This is a genomic window from uncultured Nonlabens sp. (assembly GCF_947495285.1).
In the GTDB taxonomy this organism is placed as follows: Bacteria; Bacteroidota; Bacteroidia; order Flavobacteriales; family Flavobacteriaceae; genus Nonlabens.
In genome coordinates, this window is the sequence record NZ_CANLXZ010000014.1 from 17,475 (window position 1) to 34,719 (window position 17,245).

Annotated in this window: 19 protein-coding genes; 11 read left to right on the plus strand and 8 right to left on the minus strand. The window is 34.5% G+C overall.

Annotated elements, in window-relative coordinates:
- Positions 1-161 precede the first annotated feature (161 nt).
- The 4 genes from Q0838_RS07485 to Q0838_RS07500 all read left to right on the plus strand — a co-directional run bounded on the left by Q0838_RS07485 (position 162) and on the right by Q0838_RS07500 (position 3,280).
- Positions 162-284, plus strand: coding sequence for a hypothetical protein (locus tag Q0838_RS07485; RefSeq protein WP_298952973.1), 123 nt, complete (start codon positions 162-164; stop codon positions 282-284).
- Positions 285-476: 192 nt separating this feature from the next.
- The gene (locus Q0838_RS07490) at positions 477-1,652 is read left to right on the plus strand and encodes a PQQ-dependent sugar dehydrogenase (protein ID WP_298952976.1); all 1,176 of its coding nucleotides are present in this window, start codon (positions 477-479) and stop codon (positions 1,650-1,652) included.
- A gap of 129 nt (positions 1,653-1,781) precedes the next feature.
- Positions 1,782-2,216 carry a cytochrome c gene (locus Q0838_RS07495; protein WP_298952979.1) on the plus strand — a complete coding sequence of 145 codons (435 nt, stop codon included), beginning with the start codon at positions 1,782-1,784 and terminating at the stop codon, positions 2,214-2,216.
- Complete coding sequence (locus Q0838_RS07500) at positions 2,216-3,280, plus strand: hypothetical protein (RefSeq protein WP_298952982.1); 1,065 nt, start codon at positions 2,216-2,218, stop codon at positions 3,278-3,280. Before Q0838_RS07495 ends, Q0838_RS07500 begins: the two co-directional genes overlap by 1 nt.
- A 55-nt stretch (positions 3,281-3,335) precedes the next feature.
- Here Q0838_RS07500 and Q0838_RS07505 read toward each other — a convergent pair whose 3' ends face one another.
- From Q0838_RS07505 to Q0838_RS07520, 4 genes are all read right to left on the minus strand, one after another.
- Positions 3,336-3,671 carry a DUF2853 family protein gene (locus Q0838_RS07505; RefSeq protein WP_298952985.1) on the minus strand — a complete coding sequence of 112 codons (336 nt, stop codon included), beginning with the start codon at positions 3,669-3,671 and terminating at the stop codon, positions 3,336-3,338.
- A gap of 64 nt (positions 3,672-3,735) precedes the next feature.
- Positions 3,736-5,406 carry a 2-succinyl-5-enolpyruvyl-6-hydroxy-3-cyclohexene-1-carboxylic-acid synthase gene (gene menD / locus Q0838_RS07510; RefSeq protein WP_298952988.1) on the minus strand — a complete coding sequence of 557 codons (1,671 nt, stop codon included), beginning with the start codon at positions 5,404-5,406 and terminating at the stop codon, positions 3,736-3,738.
- Between the two features lie 570 nt (positions 5,407-5,976).
- The gene (locus Q0838_RS07515; RefSeq protein WP_298952991.1) at positions 5,977-7,020 is read right to left on the minus strand and encodes an isochorismate synthase; all 1,044 of its coding nucleotides are present in this window, start codon (positions 7,018-7,020) and stop codon (positions 5,977-5,979) included.
- 30 nt (positions 7,021-7,050) lie between these two features.
- The gene (locus Q0838_RS07520) at positions 7,051-7,464 is read right to left on the minus strand and encodes a hotdog fold thioesterase (RefSeq protein WP_298952993.1); all 414 of its coding nucleotides are present in this window, start codon (positions 7,462-7,464) and stop codon (positions 7,051-7,053) included.
- 35 nt (positions 7,465-7,499) lie between these two features.
- Between Q0838_RS07520 and Q0838_RS07525 the strand changes: the two genes are divergently transcribed.
- The 5 genes from Q0838_RS07525 to Q0838_RS07545 all read left to right on the plus strand — a co-directional run bounded on the left by Q0838_RS07525 (position 7,500) and on the right by Q0838_RS07545 (position 11,097).
- Positions 7,500-8,144, plus strand: a complete 645-nt coding sequence (locus Q0838_RS07525) for an esterase (protein WP_298952996.1) — start codon at positions 7,500-7,502, stop codon at positions 8,142-8,144.
- 2 nt (positions 8,145-8,146) lie between these two features.
- Entirely contained in the window at positions 8,147-8,725 is a 579-nt protein-coding gene (locus Q0838_RS07530; RefSeq protein WP_298952999.1) for a non-canonical purine NTP diphosphatase, read from the plus strand.
- 61 nt (positions 8,726-8,786) lie between these two features.
- On the plus strand, positions 8,787-9,605 hold the full coding sequence (locus Q0838_RS07535) for a carboxypeptidase-like regulatory domain-containing protein (protein ID WP_298953002.1): 819 nt from the start codon (positions 8,787-8,789) through the stop codon (positions 9,603-9,605).
- 122 nt (positions 9,606-9,727) lie between these two features.
- On the plus strand, positions 9,728-10,684 hold the full coding sequence (locus Q0838_RS07540; protein WP_298953147.1) for a M28 family metallopeptidase: 957 nt from the start codon (positions 9,728-9,730) through the stop codon (positions 10,682-10,684).
- Positions 10,685-10,749: 65 nt separating this feature from the next.
- A complete protein-coding gene (locus tag Q0838_RS07545; RefSeq protein ID WP_298953005.1) occupies positions 10,750-11,097 on the plus strand; it encodes a hypothetical protein in 348 nt (115 codons plus the stop codon).
- Between the two features lie 74 nt (positions 11,098-11,171).
- Here the strand turns inward: Q0838_RS07545 and Q0838_RS07550 are convergent, their stop codons facing one another.
- Positions 11,172-12,722 carry a DEAD/DEAH box helicase family protein gene (locus Q0838_RS07550; RefSeq protein WP_298953008.1) on the minus strand — a complete coding sequence of 517 codons (1,551 nt, stop codon included), beginning with the start codon at positions 12,720-12,722 and terminating at the stop codon, positions 11,172-11,174.
- A 147-nt stretch (positions 12,723-12,869) separates the two neighbouring features.
- On the opposite strand from Q0838_RS07550, the gene Q0838_RS07555 reads away from it, so the two are divergent.
- Positions 12,870-13,493, plus strand: a complete 624-nt coding sequence (locus Q0838_RS07555; RefSeq protein WP_298953011.1) for a short-chain dehydrogenase — start codon at positions 12,870-12,872, stop codon at positions 13,491-13,493.
- A gap of 121 nt (positions 13,494-13,614) precedes the next feature.
- Positions 13,615-14,712 (plus strand): serine hydrolase, encoded by a 1,098-nt coding sequence (locus Q0838_RS07560; RefSeq protein WP_298953014.1) that lies wholly within the window; start codon positions 13,615-13,617, stop codon positions 14,710-14,712.
- Between the two features lie 90 nt (positions 14,713-14,802).
- Here the strand turns inward: Q0838_RS07560 and Q0838_RS07565 are convergent, their stop codons facing one another.
- The 3 genes from Q0838_RS07565 to Q0838_RS07575 form a co-directional block, all read right to left on the minus strand.
- Positions 14,803-15,693: an OmpA family protein gene (locus tag Q0838_RS07565; RefSeq protein WP_298953017.1), complete on the minus strand. Its 891-nt coding sequence runs from the start codon at positions 15,691-15,693 to the stop codon at positions 14,803-14,805.
- A gap of 86 nt (positions 15,694-15,779) precedes the next feature.
- Complete coding sequence (locus Q0838_RS07570) at positions 15,780-16,790, minus strand: glycosyltransferase family 2 protein (RefSeq protein WP_298953020.1); 1,011 nt, start codon at positions 16,788-16,790, stop codon at positions 15,780-15,782.
- Positions 16,787-17,233: a type I restriction enzyme HsdR N-terminal domain-containing protein gene (locus Q0838_RS07575; protein WP_298953022.1), complete on the minus strand. Its 447-nt coding sequence runs from the start codon at positions 17,231-17,233 to the stop codon at positions 16,787-16,789. The genes Q0838_RS07570 and Q0838_RS07575 overlap by 4 nt, the downstream gene beginning before the upstream one ends.
- Positions 17,234-17,245: the final 12 nt, after the last annotated feature.

Genomic DNA, 17,245 nt, shown 5'->3' on the forward strand with positions numbered 1-17,245 from the left:
ATAGAACCACAAAACAACAATTTTATGAAAACATCTACAGGATTTTTAAACGGAAACCAACAGACTACTAACAGAACAAGCAATGCAATTACTTTTTCTGATTCCTGGAACTCTAGACGTCGTTATAGATAATTAAAACCTCAACTCTTAAAACTTTTATTATGATTATTTCACAAAAAACATGGAAGCTTAACCCTGACTTTCCTGTCCTATCTAGAAATAGGTCTATAGATGAGAATAACCCTTTTGATGAAAGTATGGAAGCAACAAGTACCTTTTTTTAACACTAGGCAGCATGAAACCGCAAAGACATTTAGATAATTATGAATTAGCCTTCTTACATCTTTTTACTTTGCCTTATAGACTTCTCAAAAACACAAAAAATAATTGAATCCCTTAGTTAACGCTAAGGGATTTTTACTTTTATTAACGTTTAACCAACTGGTAACAATTATTTTTAAGCCAAATTACTGATTATGAAACTTCTCTTCCCTCTTCTGCTATTTGTCACCCTTATTTTAAGCTGTAAAAATGATTCTAAATCAAATAAAGCAGTGGTGGCTGTACAGTCTAATAATGGCGCCATTATAACTAGCAATAGCAATCAACAAATACCACTTATTGAAGATCAAAAAAAGTACACAGTTACACCTGTAATTGAGAATTTAAACAATGCCTGGGGAATGACCTGGTTGCCTAATGGCGATCTTATCTACACAGAAAAAGAAGGAAAGCTCTATCGATATGATGGTACAAATTCTAGAGAAATCACTGGTTTACCTGAGGTCTATTTGCGTGGTCAGGGTGGTTTACTCGATGTAATAACACATCCAGAATTTAATAAAAATAAGCGCATTTACATTTCTTATGCAAGTGCAGAAGGTGAAGGACCTGGCGGGAACACGGCTATCGCAACGGCTGTTCTTAAAAATGATCAATTAAAAGATTTAAAAGTACTTTACAAAGCAACTCCTAATACTAGAAAAGGACAGCATTTTGGCTCTCGATTTGCTTGGGATAGTGATGGTTATTTATACTTTTCTATAGGTGAGCGTGGCGAGCGTGATATGAATCCGCAGGATTTGAGACGCGATGGTGGTAAAATATACAGACTGCATGACGATGGCAGCGTGCCTGCTGATAACCCTTTTATAGATATCGCTGGTGCAAAAACTGCCGCTTTTACTTATGGAAATAGGAATCCGCAAGGGATGACTGTACATCCTAAAACAGGTAAAATAGTGAGTCATGAACATGGACCACAAGGTGGCGACGAGATAAATTTTGTCAAACCTGGCCGCAATTATGGCTGGCCAGTAATAAGCTATGGTGAGAATTATGGCGGTGGGAAATTTGCCGAAAGTACTGCTAAGCAAGGAATGGAACAACCTTTCTATTATTGGGTACCTAGTATTGCACCTAGTGGTTTTGCTATTCTAGATAACGCTTCTTATGGCGACTGGAATGGAAATTACCTAGTAGGTTCTTTAAAGTTTCAATACTTAGAAATGCTTTATGTAAATGATAATGCAGTTACAAAAAGAGAAAAACTAGTAGATGGTATAGGACGTCTACGCAATGTAAAAATAGGGCCAGATGGTTTTATTTATATAAGTGTAGAAGGAAAAGGTATTTTTAAAATCACAAAGTAATTTACATTTTATGTAATCCATTTAAAGGTATGGTCAGATAAATAAATCTTTTGAGTCTATAAAAATTGTGCCTTTTAAACCTTTCCATTTACAAATGGAATTGTATTTTTAAACATCAAGAAAACCATTATGAAATACGTATATCTATTACTACTAGCCATTGCTATAACTAGCTGTGGTAATGATAAAAGAACATCTACATTAGGCAGTAATAACGTAGACACTACACCACAAACACCACTAGAAAAAAGCGTAAAACGTGGAGAAGATATCTACGGTGAGTTGTGTGTTACCTGTCACATGCCTACTGGTAAAGGTGTCCCTGGCGCGTTCCCACCACTTAACCCATCTGACTGGTTAACTAACAAACGTATAGCTAGTATACATGCAGTAAAATATGGTCTTAGAAGGGAAATTATCGTTAATGGTGCTGCATATAACAGTGTCATGCTACCATTAGGACTGGATGATAAAGAAGTAGCAGATGTTATGAACTATGCCATACAGACCTGGAACACCGGAGATATGGTGACAGAAGAAGAGGTTAAGGCTGTGGAGAAGTGATGAAATACCTTCTTTTCCTCTTTATCCTATTTGCTTTTATTTCTTGTGAGGAAAAGATTGATAATAAGCAACTGCCTTATGGATATTATGAGGATAATCATTGGGAAGATTTAAAGTCTTATAATTTAAATGGTAAGGTAAAAAGTAGAGATTCCTATTGTCTAGAGGTATACGATTATCCTAGAAGCTTGACACTAAAAGACTCTATCCCAAAAAAATACTACTCCATAAAGTTTAATGATAAAGGCTACCTAACTTATAGAAAAGGAAATAATTGGCCTATAGAAATAGATACTACAATAACTATTTTCAAATACCATTATCCTGAAAGTTTTGAGACAGTTAACTTAGGAATCATAGAATCTGGTAATAAAAAAAAAGTATTTACTTGGGATGAACTAGATAGAATTACTGCGATTAAGTATTTTGATAATAAACAAGACTCTATTCCCACCTCGATAAAACGTTTTGAATATTTAAAGGAGACTAAATTTAAAACTAAGGATTCTGATCATGAAGGTGATAATAGTATTACATCTTACATCAGTTTCAATTTTGATGAAGAACAAAAGTTTATAGGATGGGAACAATATTGGGGTAATCCATTAAGATTAGCAGAATCTCTACAAATAAATTATGATAAAAATCATATACCTGTTTCTACTATTAGGTATGAGAAATTTTATGATTCAGTCTTACCGACAACATTTAAATCTAAATTATATCTCAATAAAAAAAAACAAGAAGTGGATCACGTATTCTATAATAAAGATAGCACCGCTATATTGAAGAAGTTTGTTTTCAAGTATAATGAGTATGATCGATTAATATTCAAAGAATATCGTGATAATGAGAGTAAGAGGTTTGAAATTAATGAGTATAACTATGAAAATGATTTATTAAGATCTGAAAAATATACTAGATGGGAACCAGCTAGAGATACGGTAATAACTAAAACTTTATTCAAATATGACAATCAAAATAATTGCATTGAAGAGCTCCATTATTTAAATAATCAATTATTTAGTAGAATCGAGCACAAGTTAAAGTACTTCAAAAACTAAAAAATCCCATCTCTTTTCAAGAGATGGGATTTTTACTATATAATTATATCTAGTTCTAGCTGTAGATAGATTCTTTACCGTGGTGTACACAAAGCATGTAATAAATAATAGCGCGATACTTAGCACGCTCACTTTTACCATACTTCTCAATTACAGCTTCTACAGAGGCCATAAGATCATCTCCAGAGAGTCCTAATTTTTTCTCAAGGTAGTTTTTTACTACACGTTCCATTTCTGTCTTTTCAGCACTTACCGTTTCAGCATCTTTATTGTAAATAGATGGACCTAAACCCTTTGTTACTTTTCTAAGAAGTTCTTCATCTAGCTTACCGCCTACTTTTTCTTTGTATGCTGCTATGTATTTCTCTACTCTTTCATCAAATTTACTCATAATGTTTATCTTGAAGTGTTAGTTATTAAGTTAAAAGTATGATTTAAAGATAATAAGTTAAATTCTATTTTAAAAATTTAAAATAATCTAGAAGAACAGCGTCATTTATCCGTCTAGGTGTAAATACTTCTAACAATTGTGGTTCTTTATCTCTAGAAAAGAATAGTTTGCACGCTTTTGCAAAAGCGGACTCCTCACTAACACTTTGATAATTCACGCCATGCATTTTACAAAGATGCGCTGCCGTTAAATCATGTTGAGTTTCAAAATAAGTCTGAAACTCGTCAGTCTCTTTATGACCTGGTAAAATCCTGAATATCCCACCACCAGAGTTATTTATGACTATAATTTTAAAATTATTAGGAATGTAATTATTCCACAATGCATTAGAATCATAGAAAAAACTAAGATCTCCTGTTATAAAAACTACTGGTCTATCGCTAGCCATAGCCGCTCCTATCGCAGTACTTGTACTACCATCTATACCACTCGTACCTCGATTAGAAAAAACAGTATGCGTGGCGTTCATATGGAATAACTGTGCATACCTTATGGTACTGCTGTTACCTAACTGTAGTACTATATTATCTGGTAAACTGGGAAAAATTAATTCAAAAGTTTTAAAATCTGACCACGGCATTTGTGCAAAGTAATCCTGCCTTTTAAGTAAGTAGTTTTTAAAATGTGACAACCATCTATCTTGATAATTACTATCTATATAGTCCTTAGGTAGCTGTTGCACCCATTTATGTGGTTTTACCTTAATATGTCCAGCTAGTTTAAAAAACGTATCGTATGCACGTCTTTTACCGACATGATAATGCACCTTAGTCTCAAAACGTCTTAGGTATTGTTTAATCTTTTTAGAAACAATCATACCGCCTATAGTAATCACTAGGTCTGGTTGCAGTTCTTTTATCTGCTCATCTTCTTTTTCTATGGGAGCAATTAAGGTGTCTATTCCCCATATTACCTTTTCATGAACTACATTACTACTCACCTCACTCATTACAAGAACACTAGGGTCGCTGGTAAGTATATCTAAGTCTGCTTTATCAAACACCGGCGGATTTAACGTCGCGAGAATGACCAGTTTCCTATGAGCACTCTTCCACTGTTCTATAAAACTATCTGGTATCTCGCTAGATTCATTCTTTAATAAGTCGATAACCTTTACCTCCAGAGCAGGTTTTTCTACTTTGTTATATAGCGGTTCTTCAAATGGTATATTAATATGTACAGGTCCATTTTGAGAAATCGCGGTGTTTATGGCTTTATTAATTAATCGCTCGTTAGTCGCAATACTTTCCTGGTTATCGATGGATGACAACATCTCTAACTGGGTATCATATAATATATGATTTGCATACACACCTTGCTGTCTTATAGTCTGTCCGTCACCTATATCGATTTTATGAGGCGGGCGGTCTGCACTAAGAACTATTAAAGGGATTTCAGAATAAAAAGCCTCAGTAACCGCAGGGTAGTAATTTAAAAGCGCACTACCGCTAGTACATAATACAGCTACAGGTTCTTGTAACTGTTGCGCCATACCTAATGCCACATGAGCTGCACAACGCTCATCTACAATACTGTAACAATTAAAATAGTCGTTTTCTGAAAAACCTATTGTTAAAGGCGCATTTCTAGAACCTGGAGAGATAACAATATTTTTAACACCTCTTTCTTTAAAAAGAAGTATAACCTGCTGGGCATGTAGAATTTCTGGATACATATATAACAAAGGTAAAGATGCCAGCCGCCGCATACAACAGTCTTAACAGCTTCTTCTCATAAAATTAAATTCCTATTTTTAAAACCTTAACAAAATCCCATGCATCCAGCGTTTCTACATCTACATATGCCCTTATTGTGTAAGAAATGAGCTCAAAAGATACTTTTAAACAAGTGATATGCAGAGATAATAACATTGAACATAGTCTCTACCATCGATCAATCACTTAGTCCGTTACTACTCAGCTATACCATTGTCTTTTATCTATATTATACTGAGTATTAAAAGTTCAAATACAAGATTTAGAAATTTGCTCTAGTTTATTTCATTAAAAATAACTAAGTTGAAGCTCTATTAAACCAGCCCTAACTATGATTATAATTAAATATCTTGTTTTTTATACGTTTGTAGGATTCTACCAGTCTACAGTTTTATAAAGTCTTCTATAAGAGCAGCTATAAACTACACATTAGATCATTAAATGAAAGTCGTAATGAACAAAGACAGGTAGTAGATTTTAAAACGACACTGTTACGAACCGCGTTTAGAAGCATTCTTTAACAGCACGGTTTATACTAACTTTTTCATAGTGGATAGCTTGTTAAGCGTTTCCTCAAACTCTGCATTTGGATCACTCAATGCTGTAATGCCGCCACCTACATAGATATCTACTTGATCATCGTGCAGCTCCATACATCTCAAGTTGACAAAATAACTCGCACTCTCTTTATCTACCATACCTAAATAACCAGTGTAGAAAGAACGATCATAGTTCTCGTTCTTATTGATAAAATCTAGAGCCACATTTCTAGGCATACCACATACTGCAGGTGTAGGGTGCAATGCATCAATATATAAATTCTTATCCTGTAGATTTACCGTGGCAGTGATATCTGTTCTTAAATGAATAAGTTTACCAGCGCGCACCGTTTTAACCTCTGACTTTTGAATGTTATCAGCGCCACTTTCTTTTAAGCTATGAACTATAAAATCGGTAACTAACCGTTGTTCTTCTAACTCTTTCTTACCCCAAATATGCACTTCATCTTCTTTATAAAGAGCCGTGCCTGCTAGAGACATTGTTTTAAGTTTTACACCATCTATTTGGATTAAAACTTCTGGTGTTGCACCTAGCCACTTACCTACTTTGGGATGATAAAAAAAATAACAATTTGCTGCTGGATATGCATCCAGTAAATCAGTTAAAATCTCTGTATCTGATTTTGAATTTTGAAAAGATTGCTTGCGCGAAAGAACGACTTTTTTCAAACTAGATTCTTTTAATCTAAGAACCGCCTTTGCCACTAAATTTGTATACCTTTTTTGCTCCTCGACCTCTACAAAACGTACTGCCTTTAAAAATTCTCTAGGCGTAGAATTGGCTTTTTTATAAGTAAAGCTTTTATCATCTTGAGCTATTATAAAAACCTGGTCTTCTGATTTTTGAAATCTTGAAAAAACACCATAAGTCATGTTGTCAGGTGCGCTTTTATGCCATTTTTGATCTCGTTGTGAGAGTATGCGCACGGTATCGCTATTCACCTGTCTAATTAACAAGAAAGGTAGTTCTTTTTTAAGAAGCAAAGCCGTGTATGAGAGTAAATTTTCGCGCAAGCGGTATAGTAATAAAGGTGGGGAAAAGTGTTATTTTTTGAGAGCTATGGTGGTTAATTTACATATAGAAATAAGCCTATCTTCTTCGTCTGTAATTTTAATTTCCCAGAGTTGTGTCGTCCTTCCTTTATGTAAAAAACGAGCCGTTGCAAACACGTGTCCATCTTTCTTAGATCGCGTGTGGTTTGCACTTATTTCTAGACCTCTTATCGCAAAATTATCTGTGTCTAAAAACATATAACTAGCAGCACTACCTACACTCTCTGCCAGAGCAACACTTGCACCTCCATGCAACACTCCATCTGGCTGGTGCACTCTGGGCGTCACTGGCATTCTAGCTGTTAAAAAATCTTCTCCTACATCAATAAAATCGATGTCTAATGTATCCATGAGTGTATTGCGGCAAATAGCATTACAACGCTGTAGTATCTCTTCTTTGTCCATATATTTACCAAAAATAAGTCATACTGATAGAAAAAATGGTAAAAACAGTTTCCTATACACATACTAATTCTTATGAGACACTTTTTGAATTAACAGATAAGACTAAGAATATCTGGATATGCTTTCATGGATTGGGTTATCTAGCTACCTATTTTAAGCGTTATTTTGAGAGCTTAGACCCTCAAGAGAACTACGTGATCGTATTACAAGCTCCGTCTAAATTTTATATAGGTAAAGGCTTTAAACATGTAGGTGCCTGCTGGTTAACAAAGGTGGATACTACTCAAGAAATGGGTAACAACCTCAACTATGTTCATGAAGTATTGAAAACTGAAAATCTTATAGGTGATCCTCGTGTTTTATTAATGGGATACTCTCAAGGGGTCTCTATCGCTACTCGATTTTTAAAATCTTACCACCATAAAATTAAAGCTCTAATCATGCACAGTGGTAGCATCCCAGCAGAACTAGACGCTAGTGATGGCAAGCATTTTAGAGACACCTGTTCTAGATTCATTCACATAGCAGGCACGCTAGACGAATATTCTAATGAAGAAATAATAGAAAGGGAAAGTAAAAAGATAGAACTCCTCTTTGGTACAAAATGTGAGTTATACCAACCAGAAATTAAACATGTGGTACACGTACCACTTATTTTAGAAATTGCTAAAAGCCTATAGTCATGGAAATTATCTTTGCTACACATAATCAGAATAAATTAAAAGAAGTACAAGTGTTAATGCCTTCTTATATCAAACTTATAAGCTTAGAAGATCTAGGTTTTGATGAAGACATACCAGAAACATCTGGTACAATTGCTGGTAACGCCATTCAAAAGGTGGAGTATTTAAAGAACAGATTTCAACAACCCATTTTTGCAGACGACACTGGACTGCTAGTTAAAGCGCTAGATGGAGAACCTGGAGTGTACAGCGCTAGATATGCAGGTGAACAAAAAAGCAGCGAAGACAACATGGATTTATTGCTTAAAAAGTTAACAAACAATAACAATAGATCGGCACGCTTTGTCACTGCTATTGCCTTAGATTTGAATAATAATCAAACTCTCTTTGAAGGGGTTTGTGAAGGCTCTATTTTATTAGAGAGAAGTGGTTCAAAAGGTTTTGGCTACGACCCTATTTTCCAGCCAGACGGTTATGAAAAATCCTTTGCAGAAATGACTCTGACAGAAAAAGGCGCTATAAGTCATAGAGCAAAGGCTCTTAGAAAGCTCATAGACTACTTAAAAGAAGTTAATTAAATTATAAATCCACTTTAAATAAGCACATTAACTTAATTTAGCCCAGCTTAGGTCATAACATATGAAATTACAACACTACATCCTACTCTTCTGTTTTACTTTAAGTATTTCACTTAGTACTGCTCAAGAAGAAAAATCAGAAAGCAAAACTACTTCTCCCATATCTGGCATGGTAAAGGGAAAGGTTCTTAACGCAAGAGATAATACCGTTCTTGAGAACGTTAATATCGTTAACTTAAATCAGATAAAAGGTACGATCACAACTAAGGAAGGACTGTTTAAAGTAGCTGCCCAGGTAAATGATACCTTATATTTTTCTTATTTAGGTTTTGAAACCATTAATGTACGCGTTACAGAGGACTGGTTAAAATATGGAGATGTTACTATTTCCATGACAGAAAAAGGTATCGCACTAGAAGAGGTAACCGTTACAGAGACTTCTCTTACTGGTTTCTTAGAAATAGACGCAAAGCGTGCTCCTATTTATGCTACTAGAAGATATAAGATAAATGGTCTCCCTAAAGGATATGAAGCTGGTGACAGTGAGCCTGGCGCTATAACAAATGTTCTAGAAAGTGTATTTAACCCAGCAGACTTCTTGTACAACACCTTTGGTAAAAAAGGAAAATCTATGCGTAAGCTAAGACAGGTAAAACAACAAGACGAGATTAGAAACTTACTACAAAGTAAATACGACAGAGAGACTCTGATGAACTTACTTCAACTAGATAAAGTTGACATAGATGGAATCCTAAGAAATTGTCAATATTCTAAGCAGTTTATTGAAACTGCAAATGATCTTCAAATACTAGATGCTATCAGCGAGTGTTATGAAGAATATAAGATATTGAAAACCTCTAAAGACAAAAATAAAAAATAACCAAAATCAAACTTGTGAATTACAAACACCTATTATCTTATACTCTTGCAGCTACCCTTTTAACAAGCTGTATTAACATGAAAGGAAAAGACGGCGAACCTGGAAAAGACGGTGCTGCTGCTATGTCTGGAAAAACCGTTAAAGATTACTCGCATGTAGACGTCATGTCATATGCAAACACGATTACCGAAGAGGAGTTAAAGGAACAACTCTATTTTTATGCAAGTGATGAAATGGAAGGCCGCGCTACTGGTAGTCCAGGTCAGAAAAGAGCTGTAAACTACCTAAGAGAGCAGTACAAAAAAATGGGCGTTGCTGGTGGTGGAGAGAATGGAGATTATTTTCAAATCGTACCTGGAAAAGCATTTGGTAAACCAGAGCTTTCTTCAGAAAATGTGCTAGCTTTTATAGAAGGAACTGAATTTCCTGATGAGATCCTTGTCATCTCTGCTCACCTAGATCATATAGGTATGGAGGATGGAAAAGTTTTTAATGGCGCTGATGATGATGGTAGTGGAACCATAGCATTATTAGAAATAGCCGAAGCTTTTAAACAAGCTGCAAATGATGGTTATGGTCCTAAAAGATCGATTCTTTTTCTTCATGTAACTGGAGAAGAAATAGGTCTTAAAGGAAGTAAGTATTATGCAAATAACCCTATTTACCCTATGGAAAACACCATTGCAGATCTTAATATAGATATGATAGGTAGAATAGATCCTGCTCAAAAGGCTAGTCCTGATTATGTTTACTTAATAGGTAGTGACATGCTCTCTCAAGACCTACACGATATCTCTGAGGCAGCAAACAAGAAATCTGTTAATATAAGACTAGATTACACGTATAATGGTAAAAACGACCCTAATCGTTTTTACTACCGTAGTGATCATTACAATTTTGCAAAGAATGATGTTCCTGTAATTTTCTATTTTAACGGTACTCATGAAGATTATCACAAAGCAACTGATACTCCTGATAAAATTGAATACAAATTATATCAAAGAAGAACTCAATTGATATTTGCAACCGCATGGGATGTGGCAAATGCAGATAAAAGACCTGCACTTACAGATAAATAAGAAGTATTATAGTTGATACAACACAAAGCGTTAACTTTTAGGTTAGCGCTTTTTCATTTTAAATCATGTTATACTGGATACACAAAATAGTTACATTTATCGCAGGCTTATTCTTGATGATCTGCGCTCTTTATACCGCTGTTTTATTTATCGGCTTCTTAAAAGGATTACCCAAAACAGAAGTAACGATCCATTTCACATATAGAAGTTCTATTAGCTTTATCGTGGGATTACTCTTATTCTGGAATCCTAAATCGATTATAGATCACCCTGAAGTAGATTTACTCCAACTACGTACGTTCAAACAACAAAAAGAAGTGATCTCTAAAAGAAATAAAAGTCCATTTCTTAAATGTCTTATGACACTTCTATTAATTTTAAATTTATTTTTCTGGATGATATATGTGGCATAAAAAAAGGCACGATTTACATCGCACCTTTTATTGATATGTGTTCCGCTTTCGCGAAAGCGATATAATAAATACTATTATTCTGAATCTGATTCTGCTGCGGCCTCGATCCCTGCAAATTCTTGCTGTATAGACATCCTAAGACGACGGTAATAATCTTCTTCTAACCAATCCTTATAGTTGTTAGTATTATTGATAATACAGTATGCATAACGTCTAATACGATCTTTAATATCTTCTTTCAGTAATTTTGCTAAAATACGAGCGTCAAAAACGTCTTCACTATTCTCTACACACCACTGCACGTGTTGTGCGATAGACTCGTCGAGTACATCTTTAGACTTGCGGTTTTCTTTGGTAATACGTTTATAGGCTCCTTTTATATCAAAGGTAAACTCTGTAGTATTAGGAAATTCTGCTTTTGTAGAATCTGGTAAGGTATAAACAAAGTTGCGTTCTATCTCTTCGTCAGACACAATGTTCTCCACATAGAAATCTGGAGACCTAAACACTTGCTGCCAGTCTACAGGTTCATTCCATAAACCAAAACGAGCAACATTGTTTCCTAAATCAATTATTTGGAATTCTTTTTTATCCTTAAGAACACGAGAACCACGACCTATCATTTGATAATAAAGAGTCAGTGACTTTGTCGCTCTATTTAAAACGATACACTCTACACTAGGCTCATCAAAACCTGTAGTTAAAATACTTACTGAGGTTAAAACGGCGTCTGGTTTTTCTTTAAACCATCTTAGAATCTCTTTACGCTCTTCCTTAGTATTAGTATTATCCAGGTGTCTTATTTCTATTCCCGCACGTCTGAAGGTGTCCTCTACCTCGATACTGGTTCTAATACCATTATTAAAGATAAGCGTCTTTTTACCTTTTGCTACTTCATTATACGACTGGATCAGTTTATCCTGCATGGTAGTTGCCGTATAAAGTTTCTCACTTGATTTTACCGTATAATCACCATTCATACCTATAGTTAGACCACTTAGACCTACGTCATAAGTATGGGTTACTGCTTGTGCAAGAAATCCTTTTTCTACTAGTGATGTAATGCTATTACCTACTATAAGCTCTCTATAGTTATCCTTCATAGGCAACTTAAAGTTAGAACTTAAAGGCGTCGCTGTTACACCTAGCATAAAACAATGGTCAAAGTACTTAAATAGTTTTCTAAAACTATTATAATGCGCCTCATCAATAATTACCAGGCCTATATCATCTAGTTCTAGTTTATCATCCTGAATACGGTTATTCAAGGTCTCTACCATAGCAACAAAACATTCATAATCCTTCTGATCATCTAGTTCTTTTACCTTAGAATTTATCACTTTGTTCTTTACACCAAAACCATTAAGCATTTTTGACGTTTGCTTACACAACTCGATACGGTGTGTAAGAATAACAACTTTCTTACCTTTTTCTCTTATATACCTGCGTACAATTTCAGAAAAGACTACTGTCTTCCCTCCACCTGTAGGTAACTGATATAAAAGGTTATAATCGTCTTTTTGATTATTTATACGATCAAATATCGCTCCCAGATCGCGTTCTTGATAATCGTATAGAGATTTAATCTTACTTTCTTTTTTCATCGTCATTACTCTGGATTTCATTTTTAAGATTTGCAAAAATACTGCTTTTTTAAGGTTATTGTCCTTTGTTTGCTGTTAAGAATCTTAGATAATTTTAATTGATAAGATTTTAACTTGATAAAATAGCTTTTAGTAGTAATTTTGTCTTCCAAAAAAAAATTCGGATAAGTGGAACACTCAACGACTAAGAAAAAAACATGGTTTCAACCAGATCGCGCTCATAAATACTATAAGCTTACTGGCTTTTATAAGTTTGTGGTCGATAGTATCAAGAAGTCTATGCCTCCAGTTTTAGTGGTGGTTGCGATTCTAGCCGTTGTTCATTTTACTGTAGATGGCGGTTTAATGAGTTTATTAGAGCTGGCTGTAGAAATGTTACCTGATTATGGTGTTTTAAGTTTTTTCTATATATCAGAAACTGTTCTAGGATTAATCCCACCAGAATTATTTATAGCATGGGCTGGCGAGACGGATACTCCAGCACTTAATTTATTTCTTATCGCATTATTTTCTTATTTAGGTGGTTTTACGTCCTACTGGATAGGAAGAAGAGCTTTAAAAATACCTAGTTTACATAATTACCTAGAAGTTAAAATGGCAAAGCAACTTGTTATGGCTAGAAAATGGGGTGGAGTGCTTATAGCAGTAGGTGCTTTATTACCGCTTCCTTTTTCTATGGCTAGTCTAGTTGCTGGTATGTTGCGCTATCCTGTTAGAAAATGGGCCCTTGTAGGTGTGCTGCGTTTTATACGTTTTGCTCTTTATGGTGCGGCGATATTTTCTTTGGTTTAGGGTTAGATTATAGTTTTGCACTCGCGACAGCGGGATAAAAATATTTTAAATCGTTCCTTAAAAGATGTTCTTTTAAATCATAAATCAATTAAGTTTAGAGCTTAATTTAAAGTTTGATTAAATGAATAAATATCTATGTGCCGTCATTTTAATATTAATTTTAAGCTGTAAATCAAAAAAAATAAACTCTACAACATCACAAGACCTAATTATTCCAACCGTTCTTGATAAATACCAGGACTCTCTTAAAGAAAAGCGCTTTGGGATAGCGGCATTAGTAAAGCACAATAATATGACCGAGACCTATGCGATAGGTATTGCTGGAGATTCTACTCTAATGACTCCTGATAAGGTTTTTAATATAGGAAGTATGAGTAAATTATTCACGGCTGTATTAATAATGCAAGAAATCGAGAGAAATAATATTTCTTTATCAGATTCTTTATTTCATTTTTTCCCTCCATCATTAGTAAAAAATGAAAATGTAGACCTTAACATAAACATAGAACAATTACTTAGACATGAAAGCGGTTTAGGCGAGGTTTTAATAGACACATTAGCAAATGAATCATTACTCAATCCCTATTTTGAGTACAATAATAACAACCTCTTTGATAAAATACCTCAACCCATATTTGAACCTGGTAAAAAGTACCATTACACTAACACAAATTTTATTCTATTAGGCTATATATTAGAGGCTACTACAAATAAGAGTTATCACACACTTTTAAAAGAGCGTATTTTCAATCCATCAAATATGGTGCAAAGTTATCCTTATTATTCACCTGCTATTACTAATGCTGCTCACCCTATGTTTGACGGTGTAGATTACACTGATCAGATAAATTATAAGTACTATCAGTATTACTGTTACGCTGCTGGCGGCATTGCGTCCACATTAATAGATTTACAAAAATTCTTTGTGCATTTATTTGAAAAAAAGACATTTTTAAAACAAGAATACGTCGACCTAATGGTAGATACTAACTCTGAATATGGATTAGGAATTCAAATTACTAAAAGTACTAAACATAATTATAAGTACTATGGGCATGCTGGTGATAATTTCTCGTTTGCTCTGCAAGATTTTTATGACCCAAACAATGGAGATATGGTTATTGTTTTTTCAAATCAATTTGTAGATCCTTATACATTTCAGGTCGCTAACGATTTAATAAAGGTACTACTTAAAAACAAAAACATGAGTAATCAATAAGTAAAAAAGACTACTCACCATGAAATATTTAATAAAAAAAACACCTACTTACGTAGGTGTTTTATATTAATCTCACAGATTAAGAACTAGTTAGTTCTTAATCTCCATTTCAGTTTCTTTCTTAGCATTTTCTTTTGCTTCTTCCATTCCTTTTTCTACCATATCAAAAAATTGGTCTAACTTAGGAAGTACAACGATTCTAGTACGTCTATTTTTAGAACGTCCCTCTGCAGTCTCATTAGTTGCTACTGGCACATAATAAGATCTACCTGCTGCAGTCATGCGCTCTGGCGCTACACTAAATTCTTCTTGTAAGACTCTAGTTACTGCAGTTGCTCTAGCTGTACTTAACGCCCAGTTATCAGCAAACTTTGCAGATGATATGGCCTGATTATCTGTGTGACCTTCTACCATGATGTCTATTTCTGGCTTATCGTTAACTACTTTTGCAACTTTACCTAAAACCACTTTTGCATTGTTATTAATTCTATCACTACCGCTAGAGAACAATAATTTATCAGAAATAGATATGTAAACCACACCTTTTTCTACGTTTACATTAATATCCTCATCCTGTAAATTACCTAGAGAGCTTTTTAAACTAGTAACCAGTGCTAGTGTCACACTGTCTTTCTTTGTGATTGCATCGTTTAAAGATTTGATTTGTAGATCTTTTTCTTTGATACTTTCTAAGGAGCGTTCTAAATTACGGCTACCTTGTGCAGATAATGTTACTAACTCACCTTGATTATTTAATAGTGCGCTGTTAGAATTCTTTAAAGTAGCTATCTGGTCTTTAAGCACTTCTAATCTAGCTTGTGATGCTTTTTCATCAGAAATACACGCATTTAACTTAACTGTAGCAGTATCTAAAAGTTCTTTAGTTTCTTGCTGTTTTGCGAGTGCTGCTTCCAGATCTTTTTTAGATGCGCATGACACTAAAAGTCCACCTGCTAGCAACATTAAGAATATTTTCTTCATTTTAAAAGTAAGATTGAAATTGTTTATTAGAGATTCAAAACTAATGATAATCAACGGTTGTACATGATCATTAACAATGATTTAAGTTATTTAAAGTTATTACTATATTGCTTATCACCTTTTATAAAGTACTGATAAACAACACTTAATTGAGAATTTTGAGCATTATTATTATTCACCATCTGCCCTACTGTTTTTCTCTTTTTAAATAGAGATCTCAACATCAAGTAGAAATGAAAATGAGCCTTAAGAACAGCCATAAAATGAGCTAATTTAAATTCTATTAAAAATTTAAAAGCAGTAACACCATCGAGCACCATTCTAACTATCAATATCCAAACCCAAAAACTAGAACGCTCATTTTTAAAAATATTATATAAACTATTTCTAAAATTATAAAAAGTCTTGCGTGGATTAAGTGTTGCCAGTGTGCCACCACCTAGATGATACACCACAGACTCTGGCTCATAACTTACTGTATAACCTGCATGGCGCAATCTCCAGCATAAATCTATCTCTTCTTGATGTGCAAAATAATCTTCGTCCAGCCCGTCTACTTCTTTATAAGAACTGAGTCTCAAAAATAAACACGCTCCACTCGCCCAATGCAGATTTATTGAATCATTATACTGCCCTAAATCCTTTTCTACAGTATCAAAAACGCGACCTCTACAGTAAGGATAAGCATAACGATCTAAAAATCCACCTGCCGCGCCAGCATATTCAAAGTAATCTTTGCGTTTATGGTCTAATATTTTAGGCTGACACGCAGCTAGACTGCTGTCTGTGTGAAACCTATTTGCAATCACGTCACACCAGCCTGCAGTTACAGCGACATCACTATTTAACAAACAGACTACCTCTTCTTTCACACTTTTCAAGGCGACATTATATCCACCGGCATAACCGCGATTTTCATCCATCGCAATTATTTTAACTTCTGGATAAGTAGATTGTGTCCATTTTATAGAAGCGTCTATAGAAGCATTATCTGCTAGGTAAATAACGTGATCTTTACTGTGTTCTACCACGCTAGGTAAATAGGTCTTGAGCAGGTCTACTCCATTCCAGTTCAATATGACTATTCCTATTTTCATAAATTATATTGTGGTAAATCTGTTATAAAGTTATAGGTTTCTTTTTCATAATCCATCGTACAAAAGTAATGGTCTATACCATTAGTCACCATTAAATATTGTGCTTTTACTGCCAGATTATAACGGGCAATTTGATCAAAAACAGATTGATCTATTCTCACCTCTGGCGCCTTGCACTCCACTATGAGATGTATAGAACCGTCTGTATTGTAACTTAAAATATCATAGCGCTTTGAAGTTCCTGCTATAATTAATTGCTTTTCTACGTTAAGGAGATTTTTAGGTATTCGCTTTCGCGAAAGCAAAAACAAAACAACATGTTGCCGTACCCATTCTTCTGGTGTCAAGATCACAAATTTTTTCCTGATCTGGTCAAAGATAGCACGTCCTTTTTCAGTACTTTTGACTCTGAAATTTCCAGCTGGTAGTCGCAATGGCTTCATAGCGCAATATTA

Excerpts from the sequence above, each read along its gene's own strand:
- Q0838_RS07485 (WP_298952973.1), top strand. The coding sequence starts at position 162 with ATGATTATTTCACAAAAAACATGGAAGCTTAACCCTGACTTTCCTGTC.
- Q0838_RS07490 (WP_298952976.1), top strand. The coding sequence starts at position 477 with ATGAAACTTCTCTTCCCTCTTCTGCTATTTGTCACCCTTATTTTAAGC.
- Q0838_RS07495 (WP_298952979.1), top strand. The coding sequence starts at position 1,782 with ATGAAATACGTATATCTATTACTACTAGCCATTGCTATAACTAGCTGT.
- Q0838_RS07500 (WP_298952982.1), top strand. The coding sequence starts at position 2,216 with ATGAAATACCTTCTTTTCCTCTTTATCCTATTTGCTTTTATTTCTTGT.
- Q0838_RS07505 (WP_298952985.1), bottom strand. The coding sequence starts at position 3,671 with ATGAGTAAATTTGATGAAAGAGTAGAGAAATACATAGCAGCATACAAA.
- menD (WP_298952988.1), bottom strand. The coding sequence starts at position 5,406 with ATGTATCCAGAAATTCTACATGCCCAGCAGGTTATACTTCTTTTTAAA.
- Q0838_RS07520 (WP_298952993.1), bottom strand. The coding sequence starts at position 7,464 with ATGGACAAAGAAGAGATACTACAGCGTTGTAATGCTATTTGCCGCAAT.
- Q0838_RS07525 (WP_298952996.1), top strand. The coding sequence starts at position 7,500 with ATGGTAAAAACAGTTTCCTATACACATACTAATTCTTATGAGACACTT.
- Q0838_RS07530 (WP_298952999.1), top strand. The coding sequence starts at position 8,147 with ATGGAAATTATCTTTGCTACACATAATCAGAATAAATTAAAAGAAGTA.
- Q0838_RS07535 (WP_298953002.1), top strand. The coding sequence starts at position 8,787 with ATGAAATTACAACACTACATCCTACTCTTCTGTTTTACTTTAAGTATT.
- Q0838_RS07540 (WP_298953147.1), top strand. The coding sequence starts at position 9,728 with ATGTCTGGAAAAACCGTTAAAGATTACTCGCATGTAGACGTCATGTCA.
- Q0838_RS07545 (WP_298953005.1), top strand. The coding sequence starts at position 10,750 with ATGTTATACTGGATACACAAAATAGTTACATTTATCGCAGGCTTATTC.
- Q0838_RS07550 (WP_298953008.1), bottom strand. The coding sequence starts at position 12,722 with ATGAAATCCAGAGTAATGACGATGAAAAAAGAAAGTAAGATTAAATCT.
- Q0838_RS07560 (WP_298953014.1), top strand. The coding sequence starts at position 13,615 with ATGAATAAATATCTATGTGCCGTCATTTTAATATTAATTTTAAGCTGT.
- Q0838_RS07565 (WP_298953017.1), bottom strand. The coding sequence starts at position 15,693 with ATGAAGAAAATATTCTTAATGTTGCTAGCAGGTGGACTTTTAGTGTCA.
- Q0838_RS07570 (WP_298953020.1), bottom strand. The coding sequence starts at position 16,790 with ATGAAAATAGGAATAGTCATATTGAACTGGAATGGAGTAGACCTGCTC.
- Q0838_RS07575 (WP_298953022.1), bottom strand. The coding sequence starts at position 17,233 with ATGAAGCCATTGCGACTACCAGCTGGAAATTTCAGAGTCAAAAGTACT.